Source organism: Vicingus serpentipes, from assembly GCF_007993035.1.
Taxonomy (GTDB): Bacteria; Bacteroidota; Bacteroidia; order Flavobacteriales_E; family Vicingaceae; genus Vicingus; species Vicingus serpentipes.
This window is the reverse complement of the sequence record NZ_VOOS01000004.1, coordinates 113,024-131,127: the sequence shown is the minus strand read 5'-3', so window position 1 is coordinate 131,127 and position 18,104 is coordinate 113,024. Positions and strand designations below refer to the sequence as shown.

Here is an 18,104-nt window from a genome sequence, read left to right as displayed (position 1 = left end):
TTAAATTACTTATACCAACCAGAATACATCACATAACTGTCAGCAATTCGGTTAATTTCTCCTTCTAATAAATCTTTACCAACTTCTTTAATTTTTTTAGCAGGGTTACCAGCATAAACACAACCACTTTCTATGTGTGTTCCTTTGGTTACAACAGCTCCAGCACCAACTATCGAGTTGCTTTCAATAACTACATCGTCCATAACAATTGCCCCCATACCAATTAATACATTATCGTGTATGGTACAACCATGCACCAAAGCATTGTGCCCAATAGAAACATTGTTGCCAATTGTAGTTGGTGATTTTTGGTAAGTAGCATGTATTACAGCTCCATCTTGCACATTTACTTTATTTCCCATTTTAATATAGTGAACATCGCCACGTATTACAGCATTAAACCAAATACTGCAATTATCGCCCATTTTTATATCGCCAGTTAGGGTTGCGTTTTCTGCTATAAAGCAATCATTGCCAAACTCAGGAGTTATTCCGTTTACTGTTTTTATTAAAGCCATTTTATTCTTTGTTTTTACTGTCTATTGTTATGGTTACGGGGCCATCGTTAATTAATGCCACTTTCATGTCGGCACCAAATTCGCCAGTTTGTATAGGTTTGCCTAAATCTATTTCCAGCTGTTGTATAAACTGTTCGTATAAAGGTATTGCTAAATCGGGTTTTGCGGCCTTAATAAAAGAGGGTCTGTTTCCTTTTTTTGTGCTAGCGTGCAAAGTAAACTGACTAATTAATAAAATTTCGCCACCAACATCACTAACAGATAAATTCATATTTTCATTATCATCGCCAAATATGCGTAAACGAGTTATTTTTCCACTCATCCAAGCAATATCTTCTTGTGTGTCTGTTTCTTCAAACCCTATCAATACCAATAAGCCAGCATTAATTTTTCCTGTAACAATTTTATTAACTGTGACAGAAGCTTCAGATACTCTTTGGATGACAACTTTCATAATTAATACCCTTTATCTCGATAATTTTCTTCCTCATCATCAGTATACATACTAATATAGTTGTTGTATCTGAACTCTTCAATTTCTCCAGTAGAAACAGCAGCTTTAATAGCACATTTTGGTTCGTTAATGTGCTGGCAATTATTAAAATGACATTCGTTTAATAACGCTCTCATCTCTAAAAAGTAATGAGAGAGTTCATTTTTATCAAAATCAATCAAACCAAACGCTTTAACACCAGGGGTATCAATAATGAATCCACCAAAATTAAGCTCGTACATTTCTGCAAAAGTGGTGGTGTGTTTTCCTTGTGAGTGAGACTCTGAAATTTCAGAAGTTTTTAATTTCAGTTTAGGTTCAATACAGTTTAATAAAGTCGATTTCCCTACTCCCGAATGTCCTGAAACTACAGAAGTTTTATCTTTCATTATTGTTTTTAGTTCTTCAATATTAGCTTCTTTTAATGCAGAAATAGCAACACATTTATAGCCAATTTTGGTATATATAGCCATCAACTTAGTAAGTTTTTCTTTTTCTGCTTCGGTATAGATGTCTATTTTATTAAAAACAATAATAGTAGGGATATGGTAAGCCTCTGCGGTAATTAAAAAACGGTCGATAAAACCAGTATAAGTTGTAGGGTGGCTTAGCGTAACAATTAACAAAGCTTGGTCGATGTTGGCAGCAATAATGTGCGAACGTTTAGAAAGGTTAACCGATTTTCTGATGACGTAATTTTTCCTGTCTTGAATATCGGTAATTACATAATTCTCTTCCGTTTCTTTTAATGTTACAATGTCTCCAACAGCAACAGGGTTGGTTGTTTTAATTCCTTTTATCCTAAATTTACCTTGAATTCGGGCGTCAACTTGCTTTTCATTTTCTAAACGAACTGAGTACCAACTTCCGGTAGATTTTATAACGATTCCTTGCAATGTATAATTTTAAAAAATCAAAGTTAAAGAATTAAATGCTTTAAGCTAAAATTGGTACTTTCGTATTACAATAATAAAGCATTTAATATGTCAATAGAAGTAAAAAATGTTACAAAAATTTATGGCGAGCAAAAAGCCTTAAACGATGTTTCATTTGAAATTGGAGGTGGTGAAATTGTTGGTTTTTTAGGTCCAAATGGAGCAGGGAAATCCACAATGATGAAAATCATAACTTGTTTTATTCCGCAAACTAGTGGAATAATTAAAGTTTGTGGTTATGATGTAACAGAAGATCCAATTGATGTAAAACGAAATGTAGGGTATTTACCAGAACATAATCCTCTTTATTTAGACATGTATGTTAAAGAATATCTAGATTTTGTTGGAGGAGTTTATAAAATTGACAACAGAAGAGCTCGTGTAAAAGAAATGGTTGATATGGTTGGATTAGGCTTGGAGCAAAACAAAAAAATAGGAGCTTTATCTAAAGGGTATAGACAAAGAGTGGGATTAGCCCAAGCAATGATACACAATCCAAAAGTGTTGATATTAGATGAACCTACTACAGGCTTAGATCCAAATCAACTAGAAGAGATAAGAAATCTAATAAAAGAGATAGGGAAAGAAAAAACAATTATGCTTTCGACTCATATTATGCAAGAGGTTGAAGCAATTTGTGATAAAACAATTATTGTAAATAAAGGTGTAATTGTAGCCAACGAAACCACAAAAGAATTACAACAACGAAACAAACAAGGTATTGTTGTTACTGTAGAATTTGATAAACCGATAGATAATAAACAATTAGAAAAAATTGAAGGAGTAACAAAAATTGCTCAAAAATCTGAGACTGTTTTGGTGATGGAAATAAAAGCAGATAATGTAAGAAACAACATTTTTCAATTTGCAATGAAACATGATTTAACTGTTTTAACAATGCAAAAAGAAACCCAATCGTTAGAGAATGTTTTCAAATCATTAACAAAATAAAAAATTATAGAATTAACGATAAGTAAAATAAAAATTCCTTTATTTTGTTGTCGAATTAAATGTGGAATGATTTGGCTGCTTGCGACCACAGAAAAAAAAGCTAAAATTGTATTTTTCTAATTGCTCTCGGCCGACATTTCGTTTTAACAACTAAAAAAACAATATAAAATGTCGTATTTATTTACCTCAGAATCAGTGTCAGAAGGGCACCCAGATAAAGTAGCTGATCAAATTTCAGATGCATTAATCGATAACTTTTTAGCTTTTGATCCAGAATCGAAAGTAGCTTGCGAAACTTTAGTAACAACAGGTCAAGTTGTTTTAGCCGGAGAGGTTAAATCAAAAACTTACTTAGATGTTCAAAAAATAGCAAGAGAAGTAATTAATAAGATTGGCTATACTAAAAGTGAGTATATGTTTGATGGTAACTCTTGTGGTGTGTTTTCTGCAATTCACGAGCAATCACCAGATATAAACCAGGGTGTAGAGCGTAAAAAGAAAGAAGATCAAGGAGCTGGAGACCAGGGAATGATGTTTGGTTATGCAACTAACGAAACAGAAAATTATATGCCTTTGGCACTTCAAATTTCTCACATGTTACTAAAAGAGTTAGCAGTATTGAGAAGAGAAGGAAAAGAAATTAACTATTTACGTCCAGATGCAAAATCTCAAGTAACAATAGAATACGATGATGATAATACGCCAATTAGAATTGATGCTATTGTTGTTTCTACTCAACACGATGATTTTGATACGGAAGCTAAAATGCTGAAAAAGATTAAAGAAGATGTAATCAACATATTAATTCCAAGAGTAAAAAAACAATTGCCAAAAAATATTCAGGCACTATTTAATGATAAAATTAAATATCATGTCAACCCAACAGGAATATTTGTAATTGGTGGGCCTCACGGTGATACAGGTTTAACAGGAAGAAAAATTATTGTTGATACTTATGGAGGAAAAGGTGCTCACGGTGGTGGTGCATTTTCTGGAAAAGATCCAAGTAAAGTTGACCGTTCTGCTGCTTATGCTACACGTCATATCGCTAAAAATTTAGTTGCAGCAGGTTTGTGTGATGAGGTTTTAGTTCAAGTTGCTTATGCAATTGGAGTTGCTCAACCGATGGGTATTTTTATCGACACCTATGGTACTTCTAAAGTAAAATTAACTGATGGACAAATTGCTAAAAAAGTAGAAAAGCTTTTTGATATGCGTCCTTATGCAATTGAAACTAGATTTAAATTAAGAACTCCTATTTACTCAGAAACTGCTGCATATGGTCACATGGGAAGAACTTGTGAAACAGTTGAAAAACAATTTACAGATGGTTCTGGAAAAGTGAAAAAAATAAAAGTTAAATTATTTCCATGGGAAGAATTAGACTATGTAGCTAAAGTTAAAAAAACATTTAACCTATAGAATATGAAATAGATACAAGCGTTTAATGTTAGTTGTTTTTTGTCCCTTTTATCGAGAAAAAGAACCGTTAACATAACGATAATAAAAAAAATTAACAATGGAATAATTTTTTTTGTAACTTGGCATCCAAAATCATTTATTATTAAATTAAATAAGATAGATAACAAACAATTAAACTCTATGAAAAAGTTATTTGCACTATTAACAATTACAGGCTTTTTAAGCTTCGGAATGTTAAACACAGTTTATGCACAAGATGAAACTGCTACAGAAGAAGTAGTTGCTGAAGGCGAAGAAGTAATGGAAGAAGCTCCAGCAGAAGAAGTAGTTGAAGATGCTGCTCCAATTGAAGAGCCAGCAGCAATGGAAGAAGAAGTTGCTCCTGCTGCAGACGAATCTTTTACTCAAATTATCAAACAAAAATTTATTGAAGGTGGTCCTGGATTTATGGGGATTGTATTAGTTTGTTTGATTTTAGGTTTAGCAATTGTTATTGAAAGAATTATATACTTAAACATGTCAACAACTAACACTAACAAGTTATTATCTGGTATTGAATCAGCTTTAGCTTCGGGTGGTGTTGATGCTGCTAAAGAAGTTTGTAGAAATACAAAAGGTCCTGTTGCTAGTATCTTTTACCAAGGTTTAGACAGAAGTCATGAAGGAATTGACATGGTTGAAAAATCAGTAGTTTCTTATGGTGGTGTTCAAATGGGATTATTAGAGAAAGGAATTTCTTGGATTTCGTTATTCATTGCTTTGGCTCCTATGCTTGGATTTATGGGGACAGTAATTGGTATGATTGGAGCTTTTGATGCGATTGCAGCAGCGGGAGATATTTCTCCAGCAGTAGTTGCAGATGGTATTAAAGTAGCCTTGTTAACAACTGTATTTGGTTTGATTGTTGCAATTATTCTTCAAATCTTTTATAATTATATCGTTGCAAAAGTAGATAGCTTAGTTAATGACATGGAAAATGCTTCTATTTCTTTAATTGATTTATTAGTTAAAAACGAATTATCAAATAAATAAAAAACAACATGGGTAACAATAAGTTATTTAGTACAATATTAATAGCCTTATTAGGACTATCAGCAGTATTAAGCGTATTGTTTTTTGCTGGTGTGGTTTCAGAAGGTTTGTTAATTACTTGGTGCTATGTTTTATTGGCAATCGCTGCACTTACAGCTGTAGTATTTCCAGTATTAACAATGGCACAAAATCCGAAAGGAGCAAAAAATGCATTAATTGGAGTGGTTGGTTTATTAGTTGTTGTAGGTATTAGTTATGCACTTGCAGGTAGTGAAGAATATTTCACACTTGATGGTGTATTATTAGCTGATGGTTCAACTTCTAAACAATCAGAAACTGGTTTAATCGCTTTTTACATTATGGGTGCCGGAGCAATTGGTGCTGTAATATTTGCTGAAGTTTCAAAAATGTTAAAATAAAAACCTGATATGGCTAAAAGAGAAATATCTGAAATAAATGCCGGTTCGATGGCGGATATCGCTTTCTTGCTTTTGATTTTCTTCTTGGTAACTACTACGATGGATACAGATACAGGTTTAATTAGAAAATTACCACCTCCACCAGAGGATAATCCAGAAGATATTGATGTTAAGCAACGTAATATTTTTGAGGTTTTGGTAAATGCAAATGACCAACTATTAGTAGAAGGAGATTACATTCAAGTATCTGAATTGAGAGCAAAAGCAAAGGAATTTATCAAAGGAGATAAAAACAATCCTGAAATGCCTGAGTTTAAAATAGAAGAAGTTCCTGTTTTTGGACAAATGGAAGTTTCTAAACAAATTATTTCATTACAGAATGATAATGGGACTTCTTATGAGATGTACATTAAAGTTCAAAATGAATTAATTGGTGCATATAGTGAATTGAGAAATGAATTAGCTAATCAGAAGTTTGGTAAATCTTATGACGAACTAGTTGCTCAATCTGAATCTTCAGAGCTAATAGGACAACAATACAAAGCAATTAAAGCAATTTATCCTCAAAGAATTTCTGAGGCTGAACCTAAAGCTGTGGGAGGGGCTAACTAATGTCAAAATTTAGAAAAAAAGGAAATAAAAGTCAACCAGCAGTTAACACTGCCGCTTTACCTGATATTGTATTTATGCTTTTATTCTTCTTTATGGTTACCACAACTATGAGAGAAACAACTTTAAAAGTTAAGGTGGTAACACCAAAGGCTACTGAAGTTGAAAAATTAGAACGTAAATCATTAGTAAGTTACATTTACATTGGTGAACCTATTAAATCTTTACAAGCTTCATTCGGTACTGCACCTCGTATTCAGCTAAATGATGCGTTTGCAACTAAAGAAGATCTTTTTCAATTCGTTGAAATGGAAAAAGATAAAAGAGATGAGGCCGAGCGTAATTTAGTTACTTGGTCATTAAAAGTAGATCAAGATACTAAAATGGGTATTGTAACAGAAGTAAAGCAAGAGTTGAGAAAAGTTAACGCATTAAAAATTAACTACTCAACTAAAAAAACTGATAAAATTTTAGATTAATATAAAGTTTAATTTATAATTAAAGCCTTTCTTAGTTAGTAAGAAAGGCTTTTTTTGTTGAAGAGGAATAGTATATCTTTGTATCATATTGAAAATAAATCAGACATACCAGCAACAAGATTCTATACTTCAACAAAACAATGTTGATACTATTTTAAAATCTAATACTTTAAAATTGCTTCAAATAGAAGATGAGTCTGCTTTAATTATTCCCTCTAAAATTTCAAACAATAAGGTTTTAACTAAGAAGTCTATAGTGTTAGTTTCTGACTCAAATTATTCAGAGATAGATACAAACTTCTATAATCAAGGGTTTGATAATATACCAACACGAAAAATAAGCCCTATAGCTACTCAAAAGCAAGACAAAAGCGATGAAGAGTTGCTATATTCTCCTGCTATAAATAATTCAATAAATACTTCATGGCAAACTATATTATTGTTAATAGCTTTTGGTTTGTTAGGGTTTGTTAAGGCTTTCAGTTCAACACGATTTAATCAAATTTTTAAATCTATATTTTCATTTCAAGCTGCTGAAGAAGTTGTTAGGGAAGAAAAAGTATTTTTTCATCGAGTAAACTTGAGCTTGTTCGTATTGTATTTAATTGGATTGTTGTTGTTAATTGTTAGTTTTTTAATTTTTAAAACTGGTAATACAATAACTGATGGATTTTATGTTAAAGTGGCCATTTTTATTTTAGCTACTTACGGTGTAAAATTTATTTCAGTTGTTGTAATATCTGCTATCTTTTCTCGTGTAGATTTATCAGCAACTTACACATATAACACGCTAATATACAACTATTTGTTTGGAGTAATTTTACTTCCTTGTTTGGCATTTATTTTTTTCTCTACCATCTCGTTTGATGTAGTGTTTAACTATGTTATTTTACCAAGTTTTACACTCATTTTTTTAGCTAGAATTTTCAGATTATTTATTATTGGAAAGCAAAACAATTTTTTTGTTTTATATATTATTTTGTACATTTGCACGCTTGAAATTTTACCATTAGTCGTATTAAGCAAGTTTTTTATCTTTAATTAAGACTACTTCGACTAAAAATTAAAAAACAGATAGGGAGATGTTGAAAGTAAAAAGTGTTTTAGTTTCTCAACCAAAACCAGAGACGGAAAAGTCGCCATATTTTGATTTGGCAGATACTTGCAAAGTGAAAGTTGATTTTAGATCATTTATACACGTTGAAGGTGTCCCTGCAAAAGAATTTAGGCTTCAAAAAATTAATTTACTTGATTTTAATGCTGTTATTTTTACCAGTAGAAATGCTGTTGATCATTACTTTAGAGCTGCAGAAGAAATGAGAGTAAAGGTTCCTGATGATATGAAATATTTCTGTATTTCTGAATCTACGGCGTTTTATCTTCAAAAATATATTGTTTATCGCAAACGAAAAATATTTTTTGGACAGCAAACTTTTGCTGATTTAATAACAGTACTTAAAAAACAAAAAGATTGTAAATTTTTATTACCAAGTGCTGATATTCTAAGACAAAATATTCCAGCGTTACTGGATGAGAATGGATTTGATTATCAAATTGCAACATTGTATCGAACAGTTTGTAGCGATTTATCAGATTTAAAAGATGTCAATTACGACATTTTAGTTTTTTTTAGCCCTTCAGGAATTAAATCTTTGTATCAAAATTTTCCTGACTTTAAACAAAACAATACTCGTATTGCTGTTTTTGGACCAACTACAGCCCAAGCAGCTGAAGAATCAGGCTTAAATATTGATATCTCTGCACCTACTTCAGAAGCACCATCAATGACAAAAGCTTTAGAAATTTATATAAAGAAAGTAAATAAAGCAAAAAAGTAATACTTAAAGCCACTTGTAAAAGTGGCTTTTCTGCTTATCGTTTATCAGTAGTTAGTTTTGAAAGAAATAGACTTGATAATTGTTTATATATTATTACATTTGCAGCCTTATTTTCAAGTAAAATTATACCATGAAATTATCCAAATTTAAATTTGACCTACCAGAAGAATTATTAGCTGAACATCCTGCTCAAGAAAGAGACGAATCGAGGTTGATGGTTGTTCATAGAGATACCGGAGAAATAGAACATAAACTTTTTAAGGATATGATTGACTATTTTGATGAAGGTGATTTGTTAATCATGAATGACACAAAAGTTTTTCCTGCAAGAATGTATGGAAATAAAGAAAAAACAGGAGCTAGAATTGAAGTGTTCTTATTAAGAGAATTAAACAGAGAGAGTCTGCTTTGGGATGTTTTAGTTGATCCTGCTAGAAAGATTAGAATTGGAAATAAACTTTATTTTGGTGACGATGATTTAGTTGCAGAAGTAATAGATAACACAACATCAAGAGGAAGAACATTACGATTTTTATTTGATGGTCCTTATGAGGAATTTAAAGCTATTATTGAAAAATTAGGAGAAACACCAATACCTAAATATATTCAACGAGAAGTTGTTCCTGAAGATGCAGATAGATATCAAACTGTATATGCTCAAAATGAGGGAGCAGTAGCTGCTCCAACAGCTGGTTTACATTTTAGTAAACATTTATTGAAGCGGTTAGAAATAAAAGGAATCAATTTCGCTAAATTAACATTACACGTTGGGTTAGGTACTTTTAGAGGGGTTGAGGTAGAAGATTTAACTAAGCATAAAATGGACTCAGAAGAGGCTCATATTGATCAAAAGTGCGCGGATTTAGTTAACGCTACTAAGTTAAAAAAGAAGAGAATTTGTGCTGTTGGAACAACATCTATGAGAGCCATAGAGTCTTCAGTTTCTTCTGATGGACAGTTGAAGCCTTATGATGGATGGACGAATAAATTTATTTTCCCTCCTTTTGATTTTAATATTGCTAATGCAATGATTACAAACTTTCACACACCTTACTCAACATTATTGATGATGACTTGTGCATTTGGAGGTTATGACTTAATAATGAAAGCTTATAAAGAAGCTATTAAAGAAAAGTATAGATTTTACACGTATGGTGATGCCATGCTAATTATATAAAAGAACACAATTTAAACAAGTACCAATGAAATTAGAAGATTTAAAGCTTTACCAAGAATGTCTAGACTTTGAAGATAAAATTTGGAAGATAGTTAATGCCTGGGAGGGTTTTAATAAAGATACAATTGGAGTAGATTTTGTAAAAGATGCAGATGCTATTTCTGGTAATATTGCAGCTGGGTATGGAAGATATAATTTTAAAGATAAAAAGCATTATTGTTATATTTCAAGAGGGTTTTTACTAAAAACTAAAGGGTGGCTTTTAAAAGCTAAAGAAAGAGGAATGATAGAAGCTGCAGAGTCTGATGAATTAGTAGAAAACGTTGAAAAAATTCATAGAATGTTAAATGCTTACATTCGTTCAATAGGAAGAAAGAAAGAAGATAATTACGAAAGAAATAATAACTACAATAACGATAGTGAAGATTTGAATAGTAATGATGAACCAAATGGAAATGCTTATACAGCATCTGCTGATGAGTTTTTTAGTGAAGAAGAAATCTCTGTAAATGCATAAATATGCAATTATAGTTGCTGGAGGTAAAGGCGAAAGAATGGGGAGTGATACTCCAAAACAATTTCTTGAGCTAGCTGGCAAACCTATATTAATGCACACCATAGAAAAGTTTAATTCTACTTTTCCAACAATAGAAATAATCTTAGCTCTTCCCGAAAATCAAATTGATTTTTGGAAAGAGCTTTGTGTTTTACACACCTTTAATCCTAGTTCGCATCAATTAGTTTGTGGAGGTAAAACAAGATTCCATTCAGTAAAAAATGCCTTAGCGCTTGTTAAACAAGAAAGCATTGTAGCTATACATGATGGAGTTAGACCTTTAGTGAGTTCAGAAACGATAATAAAGAGTTTTAATGAGGCTGAATTAAAAGGAAACGCAATTCCATCAATAGGTGTGATTGAGTCTCTAAGACATGTTTCTAAGCAAGATGATTCTAATAAAGCAGTTGCAAGGAGTTGTTATCAATTAATACAAACTCCGCAATGTTTTACCTCGGCTTTAATTTTAAAGGCTTACCAACAAGAATTTGATGAAAGTTTTACAGACGATGCATCTGTTGTTGAAGCCTTAGGAGAAAAAATAAATTTAGTTGAAGGCAATAAAGAAAACATTAAAATTACCTCTCCTATAGATTTGAAGATTACTGAAGCACTATTTAGAGTTCAATTTACCTAATTTACTTTTTAATTTCGCCTCTTTTGTTTCTAACTTTTTTAATTTTTTTTCATTTTTCTTAATCTCTTTTTTCTTCTTGTTTATTTTTGATTCGAGGCTGGTTTTTTGCTTTGTTAGTTTCTCACTCTTATCAACCATTTTATCTCTTTTCTTACTAATTTTTGATGTTTTTTTAGCGTCATCAATATTGTCAATTAAAGTTTCGCTATGAACTTCAACATCTCGTTTAGCAGAACTTAAATCTCGCTTCTTTTTATCTAATTCTTTTGTCAAGGACTCCAATTCTTTCTTTAAATTCTCAATTTTTGTTTTTGTTTCAGTTTGAGAGGTTTTTAGCGAGCTTATATTTTCACTAATCTGAGTAATTTCTTTGGTGTTATCAATGCCTTGTCCGTAAGATAACACACTAAATAATAAGCAAAAAGCAACTAGTAAAGAATTTAATTTCATGATGATAAGTTTTAAGTAAGCGAAATAACGAAAAGAAAAGTTCAGGCTAAAACTTTTATACTTGATTTTTCTGTTAAAGTCATCTCGTTAACATTTTCAATTAAATTAATACCCGGAGTTTTTCCTATTTCAAATGAACCTAAATGACTAAACTTCAAGAACTCCGCGCCGTTAAAAGTTGCCCATTTTATTAATGTTTCTAAATTAATATTCGGGCTAGACTTACTAATGGTTTTTAGTTCATCTAAAATTGACAAACTCCAGTTAGAAGCATAGCTATCTGTTCCAATTGTACATTTTTCATTTAAGAACAGTTCAAAGTTCGGCAGTTTATTTTCGATGTATAAGTTTGCATTTGGACAGAAGGCCCAATAAATATCTGAATTGTATTTATTTGCCCAACGGATGTCATCTTTATCAGTAAAAGTGTTGTGAACTAGAAGGGTATGATTTAAATCTTTATATTTTGCAAGAAAAGAAGACAAGGCATTTTCTCCAGTAGCAATGAATGCTGTTTTTTTATCAATTTCTAAGAAATTATAGAGATGACCACTACCTTTTTTATGAAATTCATTTTCACTTTCCGTTTCTTGGTTATGAATACTAACTAAACTTTTATTGGTAATGCAGTGGTCGTTTATTAATAATGTTAAAGGGTCAGAAACGGAGTAAGTAGCATGGGGTGTTATAGATACTCTAGTCGAATTATAATATAGCTTGTAGAGATTTTCGGCTTGTAAAAAAGCATCGTTAGCTATTTTAGGGTCAGATCCAAAAACCTCTAAAAAGGTATGATAATGTAAAATCCCTTTTTCCTTTTGCTTAAATGTTGAGTTTCCATTAGAAATGTCGCCAACAGCAACAATTCCATTTTTTTTCATTTCTAGTTCAGCTTCAATAATTGCTTGATTTCGATCTTCTTCAGAAAAGGTGTTTCTTTTGATTATTATTTCTTTAATAAAACCATGGAGTTGAGTTTTTTCTTGAATTTGATTTTTTAAGTAAGACAATTCAAGATGGCAATGAGTGTTTATAAATCCAGGGCAGATAAACCCTTTATGTATTTCTACTTCTGACCAATTAATTTCATCTTTTTGCGGGTTTAAGAGGTCAATAATAGTTCCATTATTATCGATTATTAAAACACCATTTTTAATTGGAGGAATATTTCCAGGGAAAATATAATTTGCACTAATTTTTTTCATCAGCTCAAAAATACGCGATTGAATGGAACCTAGCAATGGCATAACAAAAAACTAATCGTAATTTTGATACCTAATGTCAGATAAGCAGAACATAAGAAGCCTAACAGAAGAAGAATTAAAAACTTTCTTTTCTAATAATGGAGAAAAACCGTTTCGTGCAAAACAAGTATTTGAGTGGCTTTGGAAAAAGCAGGTGATAAACTTTGATGATATGTCTAATTTATCGTTAAGCACTCGAAATTTATTAAAGGAGCATTTTTTCATTAATTCTGTAAGTGTTGCCGAAAAACAAATAAGTTCTGACAGAACGATTAAAAATGCCTTTAAGCTTTTTGACGGAAAGATTACAGAAGGGGTTTTAATACCTACGCCTAAAAGGATGACTGCTTGTATTTCTAGTCAAGTAGGTTGCAGCTTAACATGTGCATTTTGTGGAACAGGACGATTAGATCGATTACGTAACATTGAGGCTGAAGAAATTTTTGACCAAGTTGTTATTATTAAAAATCAAGCAGAAGAATACTATAAAACACCATTAAGCAACATTGTTTATATGGGAATGGGAGAACCATTATTAAACTATAGAAACGTTTTAAAATCAATTGATTTAATTACTTCTGAAACTGGTTTAGGAATGTCTCCTAAACGAATTACAGTTTCTACTGCTGGTATTGCTAAAATGATTAAAAAACTTGGTGATGATGATGTAAAGTTTAATCTAGCGCTATCATTACATGCTGCAAATGATGTGAAGCGTAGTGAAATAATGCCTATTAATGATCAAAACTCTTTAGCATCACTAAAAGAGGCATTGATATATTTTTATGAAAAGACAGGAACAAGAGTAACTTTTGAGTATATAATTTTCAAAGATTTTAACGACAGTATTGAAGATGCTAAAGAATTAGCTGCTTTCTGTAAGGTTGTTCCCTGTAAAATCAACATCATTGAATACAATCCAATTGATGATACCAAATTTGAAAAAGCAGATGCTGACAAAACAGATAAATTTGCTGCTTTTTTGGAGGATAATTTCAACTTAATTGTAAATGTTCGTAGAAGCCGAGGTAAAGATATTGATGCTGCTTGTGGTCAATTAGCGAATAAGAATAAGGCAGCAAATTAAGATATTAAAAGAACTCAACAATACTTTACTTCTTACCCTAAAAAACGTATTTTGGATGCTCAAAATTTAAGATATGTCAACTTCTAATAAGAAACTTTTTTTACTGGATGCATTCGCATTAATTTATAGAGCTTATTTTGGCTTCGGTAAAAACCATAGATACAATTCAAAAGGACTTAATACTTCAGCAATGTTGGGGTTTACTAATACTCTAATAGAAGTGTTAGAAAAACAAAAACCAACGCATATCGCCGTTGTTTTTGATGCCCCTGGAGGAGCAACAAATAGAGAAGAAGACTTTTCTGATTATAAAGCAGGTAGAGAGGCTATGCCTGAAGATATCAAAACAGCAATTCCATATATTAAACAAATATTAGATGCATTTAATATTCCTATCTATTTGTTAGAAGGCTACGAAGCAGATGACATAATAGGAACAATGGCTAAAGCTGCTGAAAAAGAAGGTTTTCAGACCTATATGATGACCCCAGATAAAGATTTTGGTCAGTTAGTTTCAGAAAACATTTTTATGTATAAACCAGCAGCTTATGGAAAGCCAGCAGAAGTTTTAGGAATACCTGAAGTTTGTGAAAAATTTGGAGTTGAAAATCCATTACAAGTTATTGATATTTTAGGATTATGGGGAGATGCTGTTGATAATATTCCTGGAATACCTGGAATAGGGGAAAAAACATCAAAAATTTTAATTGCTAAATATGGAAGTGTTGAAGGGCTAATTGAACATGCTCATGAATTAAAAGGGAAACAAAAAGAAAATGTGATTGAGTTTGCAGAGCAAGGATTAATGTCTAAAAAATTAGCAACGATTATTTTAGACGTACCAGTTGAATATGATTTTGAAGACTTTAGAGTAGAAGCTCCAGATGAGCAAAAAATAATAGATCTTTTTGCTGAACTTGAATTTAGAAATTTAGCAAAACGTGTTTTAGGCAAAGAAATACAAATTCAAGCTGCTCCAGTTCAAGTTGGTGGGCAAATGGATTTGTTTGGAAATGCTCCAGCCATTGAGGAAGAAGAACTGGAACCAGAGTTAATGGAACAAAAAGATATTTCCAACACAAAGCATAATTACAATTTTCTGCAGACTGCAGAAGAACGTAAAACACTAATTGATAATTTATCAAAACAAACTTCATTTTGTTTTGATACAGAAACAACAGGGTTAAATACACTTGAAGCTGAAATTGTAGGTTTATCAATTGCTTATAAAGAGCACGAAGCTTATTACATTCCATTTTCAGATAAGAAAGATGAAACTAAAGCTATTTTAGAAGAATTTAAAGTAGTGTTTGAAAATGATAAAATAGAAAAGGTTGGACATAATATTAAATATGATTTAAACATTTTAGCAAATTATAATGTTGAGTTAAAAGGAAAGCTTTTTGACACGATGATTGCTCATTATTTAATTCAGCCTGACATGCGACATGGAATGGATTTGTTAGCCGAAGCTTATTTGGGTTATAAACCAGTTTCAATAGAGACTTTGATAGGTAAAAAAGGGAAAAACCAGTTGAGTATGCGAGATATTCCACAAGAAAACATTGTAGATTATGCTTGTGAAGATGCTGATATTACTTTGCAATTAAAGAATGAATTTGAGCCTAAAATGAACCCAACCTTAAAAAAATTAATGGACGAAATTGAAATACCATTAATTCCTGTTTTAGCTGACATGGAAAGAGAAGGTATTAATTTGGATGTAGATGCGTTAGCAAAATTCTCAATAGAATTAGAAGACTCAATAACGGTATTAACTAAAGAAATAATTGAATTAGCAGGAGAGGATTTTAATATTGATTCTCCTAAACAATTAGGAGAAGTGCTTTTTGACAAAATGCAAATAATTGAAAAAGCAAAAAAAACAAAGACAGGTCAATATTCAACGGGTGAAGATGTGCTATCTAAATTAGCAGATAAACATGATATCGTTCCTAAAATTTTAGAATATCGTTCTCTAAAAAAATTAAAATCTACTTACGTTGATGCATTACCAGAATTGGTAAATCCTCACACAAATCGTCTGCATACTAGTTATATGCAAACTGTAGCCGCTACAGGGCGTTTAAGTTCAAATAACCCTAACCTTCAAAATATACCAATTAGAACAGAAAAAGGGCGTGAAATTAGAAAAGCCTTCATACCAAGAAATGAAGATTATACTCTACTTGCGGCAGATTACTCACAAATTGAGCTGCGCATTATTGCTGCTTTAAGTGAAGACGAAAATATGCAAGAAGCTTTTGTAAAAGGAGAAGATATACATACGGCTACTGCTGCTAAAGTTTTTGGAGTTGAAAAAAATGAAGTTGATAGAGAAATGAGAAGTAAGGCTAAAGCTGTAAATTTTGGGATTATTTATGGTGTTTCTGCTTTTGGTTTGTCACAAAATTTGAATATATCGAGAACAGAAGCTAAAGAAATTATAGATACTTATTTTGAAAAATACCCGAAGCTAAAAGCATATATGGATAATAATGTAGTATTAGCAAAAGAGCAAGGTTATGTTGAAACCATTATGCAGCGGCGAAGAAATTTAAAAGACATTAACTCCAACAATGCAATAGTTCGAGGGCATGCAGAACGTAATGCTGTAAACGCACCAATACAAGGTTCTGCTGCTGATATTATTAAAATAGCGATGATAAACATTCATCAAGAGTTTGAAAAAGAGCAATTAAAATCTAAAATGCTATTACAAGTGCATGATGAATTGGTTTTTGATGTATTTAAACCAGAACTAGAAAAAGTGAAAAAAATAGTTAAAGACAAAATGGAGCATGCAGTTAAAATTGCTGTTCCATTAGATGTTGAAATGAGTAATGCAGAAAATTGGTTGTTAGCTCATTAATTTTATATATTTGGAAAAAATTTAAGACTATGAAAAAAGTTATCTATCCTTTTGTTTTTGTTATAGCTTTATATGGTTGCGGAGGCAATGCTACAACCGAAGATAATAGCAACGAAAGTTCTACAAATACAGTAGAAGATTCTAAATTAGCAGAAAGAGCTTCAAAGGCTAAAAAAATATTTTATACAGTTCCTTCTCCATACGAAACAGCAATCATTTTTGAGCGTTCGGGAGTTGGTTATAATATTGGATTTTTAAATCCGATAGATAATGTAAATAATTACTCAACAAGTGCAAAGCAAGCATTAAATTTTGGTGTTTACGGTGCTGATTTAAGTTATGCTAATATTTTTGATCAATCACAGCAATGTATGTTTTACATGAATTGTGCTAAAAAATTAGCTGACGGTTTAGGTATAACTTCTGCTTTTGATGCTGAAACAATGGAAAGAATAGAGTCAAATATGAATAACAGAGACTCTTTGATGAATATTATTAATGATTCATATTGGTTAGCAGATAGCTACTTAAAAGAGAATGAACAAGACTATTTATCAGCTTTAATTATCTCTGGAGGATGGATTGAAGGGTTATATTTAGGTACAGCAACTATGGATAAAGATCATCCAAGCCCAGATTTGATGAGAGCAATTGCGGATCAAAAGTATTCATTAGATAACTTAATCGGATTAATAGATTTATATGATCATCCGGAAGTAGAAAAAATGAAAGCAAACCTTCAAAAATTAAAATTGAGTTTTGATAAAATTCAATCATCAACATCTGCTACTTCAGTTTCAAACAACGAAGACATGGCAACTATAGATGGAGGTACAACATTAACCTATTCAACAGAAAAAATATTAGAGATTGCAGAAACAGTTAAATCAATTAGAAATGAAATCATTGAATAAGAATTTATTTAGAACAGTTTTAGCTGCTCTTTTCATTACTATTTCTATTAGTGGATATAGTCAATGTAAAAATTTCACAAAAAAGGAAGGGTTTCCTGCTTTAGCTCCATATACACATAATGGACAATTAACAAGCGCTAAGTTTATTCCTGGAGATGAGGCTGAATTAGAAATGACATTTAATGGCGGGAACGATTATCGAGTGTTAATTGCAAGTCAGGAAATGATAGGAGATGTTGAATTAAAGGTTTTAGATAAAACTAGAAAAGTTTTATTTACAAGTAAGCCTGGTCAAAAAAATCCACATTGGGACTTTAGGGTAAAAAATACTCAGCAATTAATTATTCAAGTTAAAGTTGCTGAAATGAAAGCTGTTTCAAATAATATTGTGCCAGAAGGATGTATTTCCATATTAACTGGATTTAGAGACTCTTCAGCAGCAGAAAAGATGCTTAAATTAAGCAAATAGAA

Annotated in this window: 20 protein-coding genes; 15 read left to right on the top strand and 5 right to left on the bottom strand. The window is 31.4% G+C overall.

What is annotated here, in order from left to right; translation table 11 throughout:
• Positions 1-5 precede the first annotated feature (5 nt).
• From FRY74_RS09400 to rsgA, 3 genes are read right to left on the bottom strand one after another with little or no spacing between them, the layout of a single operon-like run.
• A complete protein-coding gene (locus FRY74_RS09400; RefSeq protein ID WP_147100842.1) occupies positions 6-518 on the bottom strand; it encodes a gamma carbonic anhydrase family protein in 513 nt (170 codons plus the stop codon).
• 1 nt (position 519) lies between these two features.
• Positions 520-972 (bottom strand): D-aminoacyl-tRNA deacylase, encoded by a 453-nt coding sequence (gene dtd / locus FRY74_RS09395; RefSeq protein ID WP_147100840.1) that lies wholly within the window; start codon positions 970-972, stop codon positions 520-522.
• A 2-nt stretch (positions 973-974) separates the two neighbouring features.
• Entirely contained in the window at positions 975-1,907 is a 933-nt protein-coding gene (rsgA, locus tag FRY74_RS09390; RefSeq protein WP_147100838.1) for a ribosome small subunit-dependent GTPase A, read from the bottom strand.
• A gap of 87 nt (positions 1,908-1,994) precedes the next feature.
• Between rsgA and gldA the strand changes: the two genes are divergently transcribed.
• From gldA to FRY74_RS09335, 11 genes are all read left to right on the top strand, one after another.
• A complete protein-coding gene (gldA, locus tag FRY74_RS09385) occupies positions 1,995-2,897 on the top strand; it encodes a gliding motility-associated ABC transporter ATP-binding subunit GldA (RefSeq protein WP_147100836.1) in 903 nt (300 codons plus the stop codon).
• A gap of 168 nt (positions 2,898-3,065) precedes the next feature.
• Positions 3,066-4,319: a methionine adenosyltransferase gene (metK, locus tag FRY74_RS09380; protein ID WP_147100834.1), complete on the top strand. Its 1,254-nt coding sequence runs from the start codon at positions 3,066-3,068 to the stop codon at positions 4,317-4,319.
• A gap of 180 nt (positions 4,320-4,499) precedes the next feature.
• On the top strand, positions 4,500-5,351 hold the full coding sequence (locus FRY74_RS09375) for a MotA/TolQ/ExbB proton channel family protein (protein WP_147100832.1): 852 nt from the start codon (positions 4,500-4,502) through the stop codon (positions 5,349-5,351).
• An 8-nt stretch (positions 5,352-5,359) separates the two neighbouring features.
• Positions 5,360-5,770: a hypothetical protein gene (locus tag FRY74_RS09370; RefSeq protein WP_147100830.1), complete on the top strand. Its 411-nt coding sequence runs from the start codon at positions 5,360-5,362 to the stop codon at positions 5,768-5,770.
• A gap of 9 nt (positions 5,771-5,779) precedes the next feature.
• Complete coding sequence (locus tag FRY74_RS09365; protein ID WP_147100829.1) at positions 5,780-6,382, top strand: ExbD/TolR family protein; 603 nt, start codon at positions 5,780-5,782, stop codon at positions 6,380-6,382.
• The gene (locus tag FRY74_RS09360) at positions 6,382-6,858 is read left to right on the top strand and encodes an ExbD/TolR family protein (RefSeq protein ID WP_147100826.1); all 477 of its coding nucleotides are present in this window, start codon (positions 6,382-6,384) and stop codon (positions 6,856-6,858) included. The genes FRY74_RS09365 and FRY74_RS09360 overlap by 1 nt, the downstream gene beginning before the upstream one ends.
• An 88-nt stretch (positions 6,859-6,946) precedes the next feature.
• A complete protein-coding gene (locus tag FRY74_RS09355; RefSeq protein ID WP_170227997.1) occupies positions 6,947-7,903 on the top strand; it encodes a DUF4271 domain-containing protein in 957 nt (318 codons plus the stop codon).
• Positions 7,904-7,943: 40 nt separating this feature from the next.
• On the top strand, positions 7,944-8,696 hold the full coding sequence (locus FRY74_RS09350; protein WP_147101231.1) for a uroporphyrinogen-III synthase: 753 nt from the start codon (positions 7,944-7,946) through the stop codon (positions 8,694-8,696).
• Positions 8,697-8,826: 130 nt separating this feature from the next.
• Entirely contained in the window at positions 8,827-9,873 is a 1,047-nt protein-coding gene (queA, locus tag FRY74_RS09345) for a tRNA preQ1(34) S-adenosylmethionine ribosyltransferase-isomerase QueA (protein WP_147100823.1), read from the top strand.
• 25 nt (positions 9,874-9,898) lie between these two features.
• Positions 9,899-10,390 carry a four helix bundle protein gene (locus FRY74_RS09340; RefSeq protein ID WP_147100821.1) on the top strand — a complete coding sequence of 164 codons (492 nt, stop codon included), beginning with the start codon at positions 9,899-9,901 and terminating at the stop codon, positions 10,388-10,390.
• Positions 10,383-11,066 (top strand): 2-C-methyl-D-erythritol 4-phosphate cytidylyltransferase, encoded by a 684-nt coding sequence (locus tag FRY74_RS09335; RefSeq protein ID WP_147100819.1) that lies wholly within the window; start codon positions 10,383-10,385, stop codon positions 11,064-11,066. Before FRY74_RS09340 ends, FRY74_RS09335 begins: the two co-directional genes overlap by 8 nt.
• Here the strand turns inward: FRY74_RS09335 and FRY74_RS09330 are convergent.
• Complete coding sequence (locus tag FRY74_RS09330) at positions 11,043-11,516, bottom strand: hypothetical protein (RefSeq protein ID WP_147100817.1); 474 nt, start codon at positions 11,514-11,516, stop codon at positions 11,043-11,045. The two genes, FRY74_RS09335 and FRY74_RS09330, sit on opposite strands and share 24 nt — an antisense overlap.
• Positions 11,517-11,557: 41 nt before the next feature.
• Positions 11,558-12,721 carry an amidohydrolase family protein gene (locus FRY74_RS09325; RefSeq protein ID WP_170227996.1) on the bottom strand — a complete coding sequence of 388 codons (1,164 nt, stop codon included), beginning with the start codon at positions 12,719-12,721 and terminating at the stop codon, positions 11,558-11,560.
• A 73-nt stretch (positions 12,722-12,794) separates the two neighbouring features.
• On the opposite strand from FRY74_RS09325, the gene rlmN reads away from it, so the two are divergent.
• The 4 genes from rlmN (at position 12,795) to FRY74_RS09305 (ending at position 18,102) form a co-directional block, all read left to right on the top strand.
• Positions 12,795-13,847, top strand: a complete 1,053-nt coding sequence (rlmN, locus tag FRY74_RS09320) for a 23S rRNA (adenine(2503)-C(2))-methyltransferase RlmN (RefSeq protein ID WP_147100812.1) — start codon at positions 12,795-12,797, stop codon at positions 13,845-13,847.
• Positions 13,848-13,920: 73 nt separating this feature from the next.
• On the top strand, positions 13,921-16,719 hold the full coding sequence (gene polA, locus FRY74_RS09315; protein ID WP_147100810.1) for a DNA polymerase I: 2,799 nt from the start codon (positions 13,921-13,923) through the stop codon (positions 16,717-16,719).
• A gap of 29 nt (positions 16,720-16,748) precedes the next feature.
• The gene (locus tag FRY74_RS09310; RefSeq protein ID WP_147100808.1) at positions 16,749-17,633 is read left to right on the top strand and encodes a hypothetical protein; all 885 of its coding nucleotides are present in this window, start codon (positions 16,749-16,751) and stop codon (positions 17,631-17,633) included.
• Positions 17,617-18,102, top strand: coding sequence for a hypothetical protein (locus FRY74_RS09305; protein WP_147100806.1), 486 nt, complete (start codon positions 17,617-17,619; stop codon positions 18,100-18,102). The genes FRY74_RS09310 and FRY74_RS09305 overlap by 17 nt, the downstream gene beginning before the upstream one ends.
• The last annotated feature ends 2 nt before the right edge of the window (positions 18,103-18,104 follow it).

Bases quoted from the DNA above. Each gene is read 5' to 3' on its own strand.
- FRY74_RS09400 (WP_147100842.1), bottom strand. From the start codon at position 518: ATGGCTTTAATAAAAACAGTAAACGGAATAACTCCTGAGTTTGGCAAT.
- dtd (WP_147100840.1), bottom strand. From the start codon at position 972: ATGAAAGTTGTCATCCAAAGAGTATCTGAAGCTTCTGTCACAGTTAAT.
- gldA (WP_147100836.1), top strand. From the start codon at position 1,995: ATGTCAATAGAAGTAAAAAATGTTACAAAAATTTATGGCGAGCAAAAA.
- metK (WP_147100834.1), top strand. From the start codon at position 3,066: ATGTCGTATTTATTTACCTCAGAATCAGTGTCAGAAGGGCACCCAGAT.
- FRY74_RS09375 (WP_147100832.1), top strand. From the start codon at position 4,500: ATGAAAAAGTTATTTGCACTATTAACAATTACAGGCTTTTTAAGCTTC.
- FRY74_RS09370 (WP_147100830.1), top strand. From the start codon at position 5,360: ATGGGTAACAATAAGTTATTTAGTACAATATTAATAGCCTTATTAGGA.
- FRY74_RS09365 (WP_147100829.1), top strand. From the start codon at position 5,780: ATGGCTAAAAGAGAAATATCTGAAATAAATGCCGGTTCGATGGCGGAT.
- FRY74_RS09360 (WP_147100826.1), top strand. From the start codon at position 6,382: ATGTCAAAATTTAGAAAAAAAGGAAATAAAAGTCAACCAGCAGTTAAC.
- queA (WP_147100823.1), top strand. From the start codon at position 8,827: ATGAAATTATCCAAATTTAAATTTGACCTACCAGAAGAATTATTAGCT.
- FRY74_RS09340 (WP_147100821.1), top strand. From the start codon at position 9,899: ATGAAATTAGAAGATTTAAAGCTTTACCAAGAATGTCTAGACTTTGAA.
- FRY74_RS09335 (WP_147100819.1), top strand. From the start codon at position 10,383: ATGCATAAATATGCAATTATAGTTGCTGGAGGTAAAGGCGAAAGAATG.
- FRY74_RS09330 (WP_147100817.1), bottom strand. From the start codon at position 11,516: ATGAAATTAAATTCTTTACTAGTTGCTTTTTGCTTATTATTTAGTGTG.
- FRY74_RS09325 (WP_170227996.1), bottom strand. From the start codon at position 12,721: ATGAAAAAAATTAGTGCAAATTATATTTTCCCTGGAAATATTCCTCCA.
- rlmN (WP_147100812.1), top strand. From the start codon at position 12,795: ATGTCAGATAAGCAGAACATAAGAAGCCTAACAGAAGAAGAATTAAAA.
- polA (WP_147100810.1), top strand. From the start codon at position 13,921: ATGTCAACTTCTAATAAGAAACTTTTTTTACTGGATGCATTCGCATTA.
- FRY74_RS09310 (WP_147100808.1), top strand. From the start codon at position 16,749: ATGAAAAAAGTTATCTATCCTTTTGTTTTTGTTATAGCTTTATATGGT.
- FRY74_RS09305 (WP_147100806.1), top strand. From the start codon at position 17,617: ATGAAATCATTGAATAAGAATTTATTTAGAACAGTTTTAGCTGCTCTT.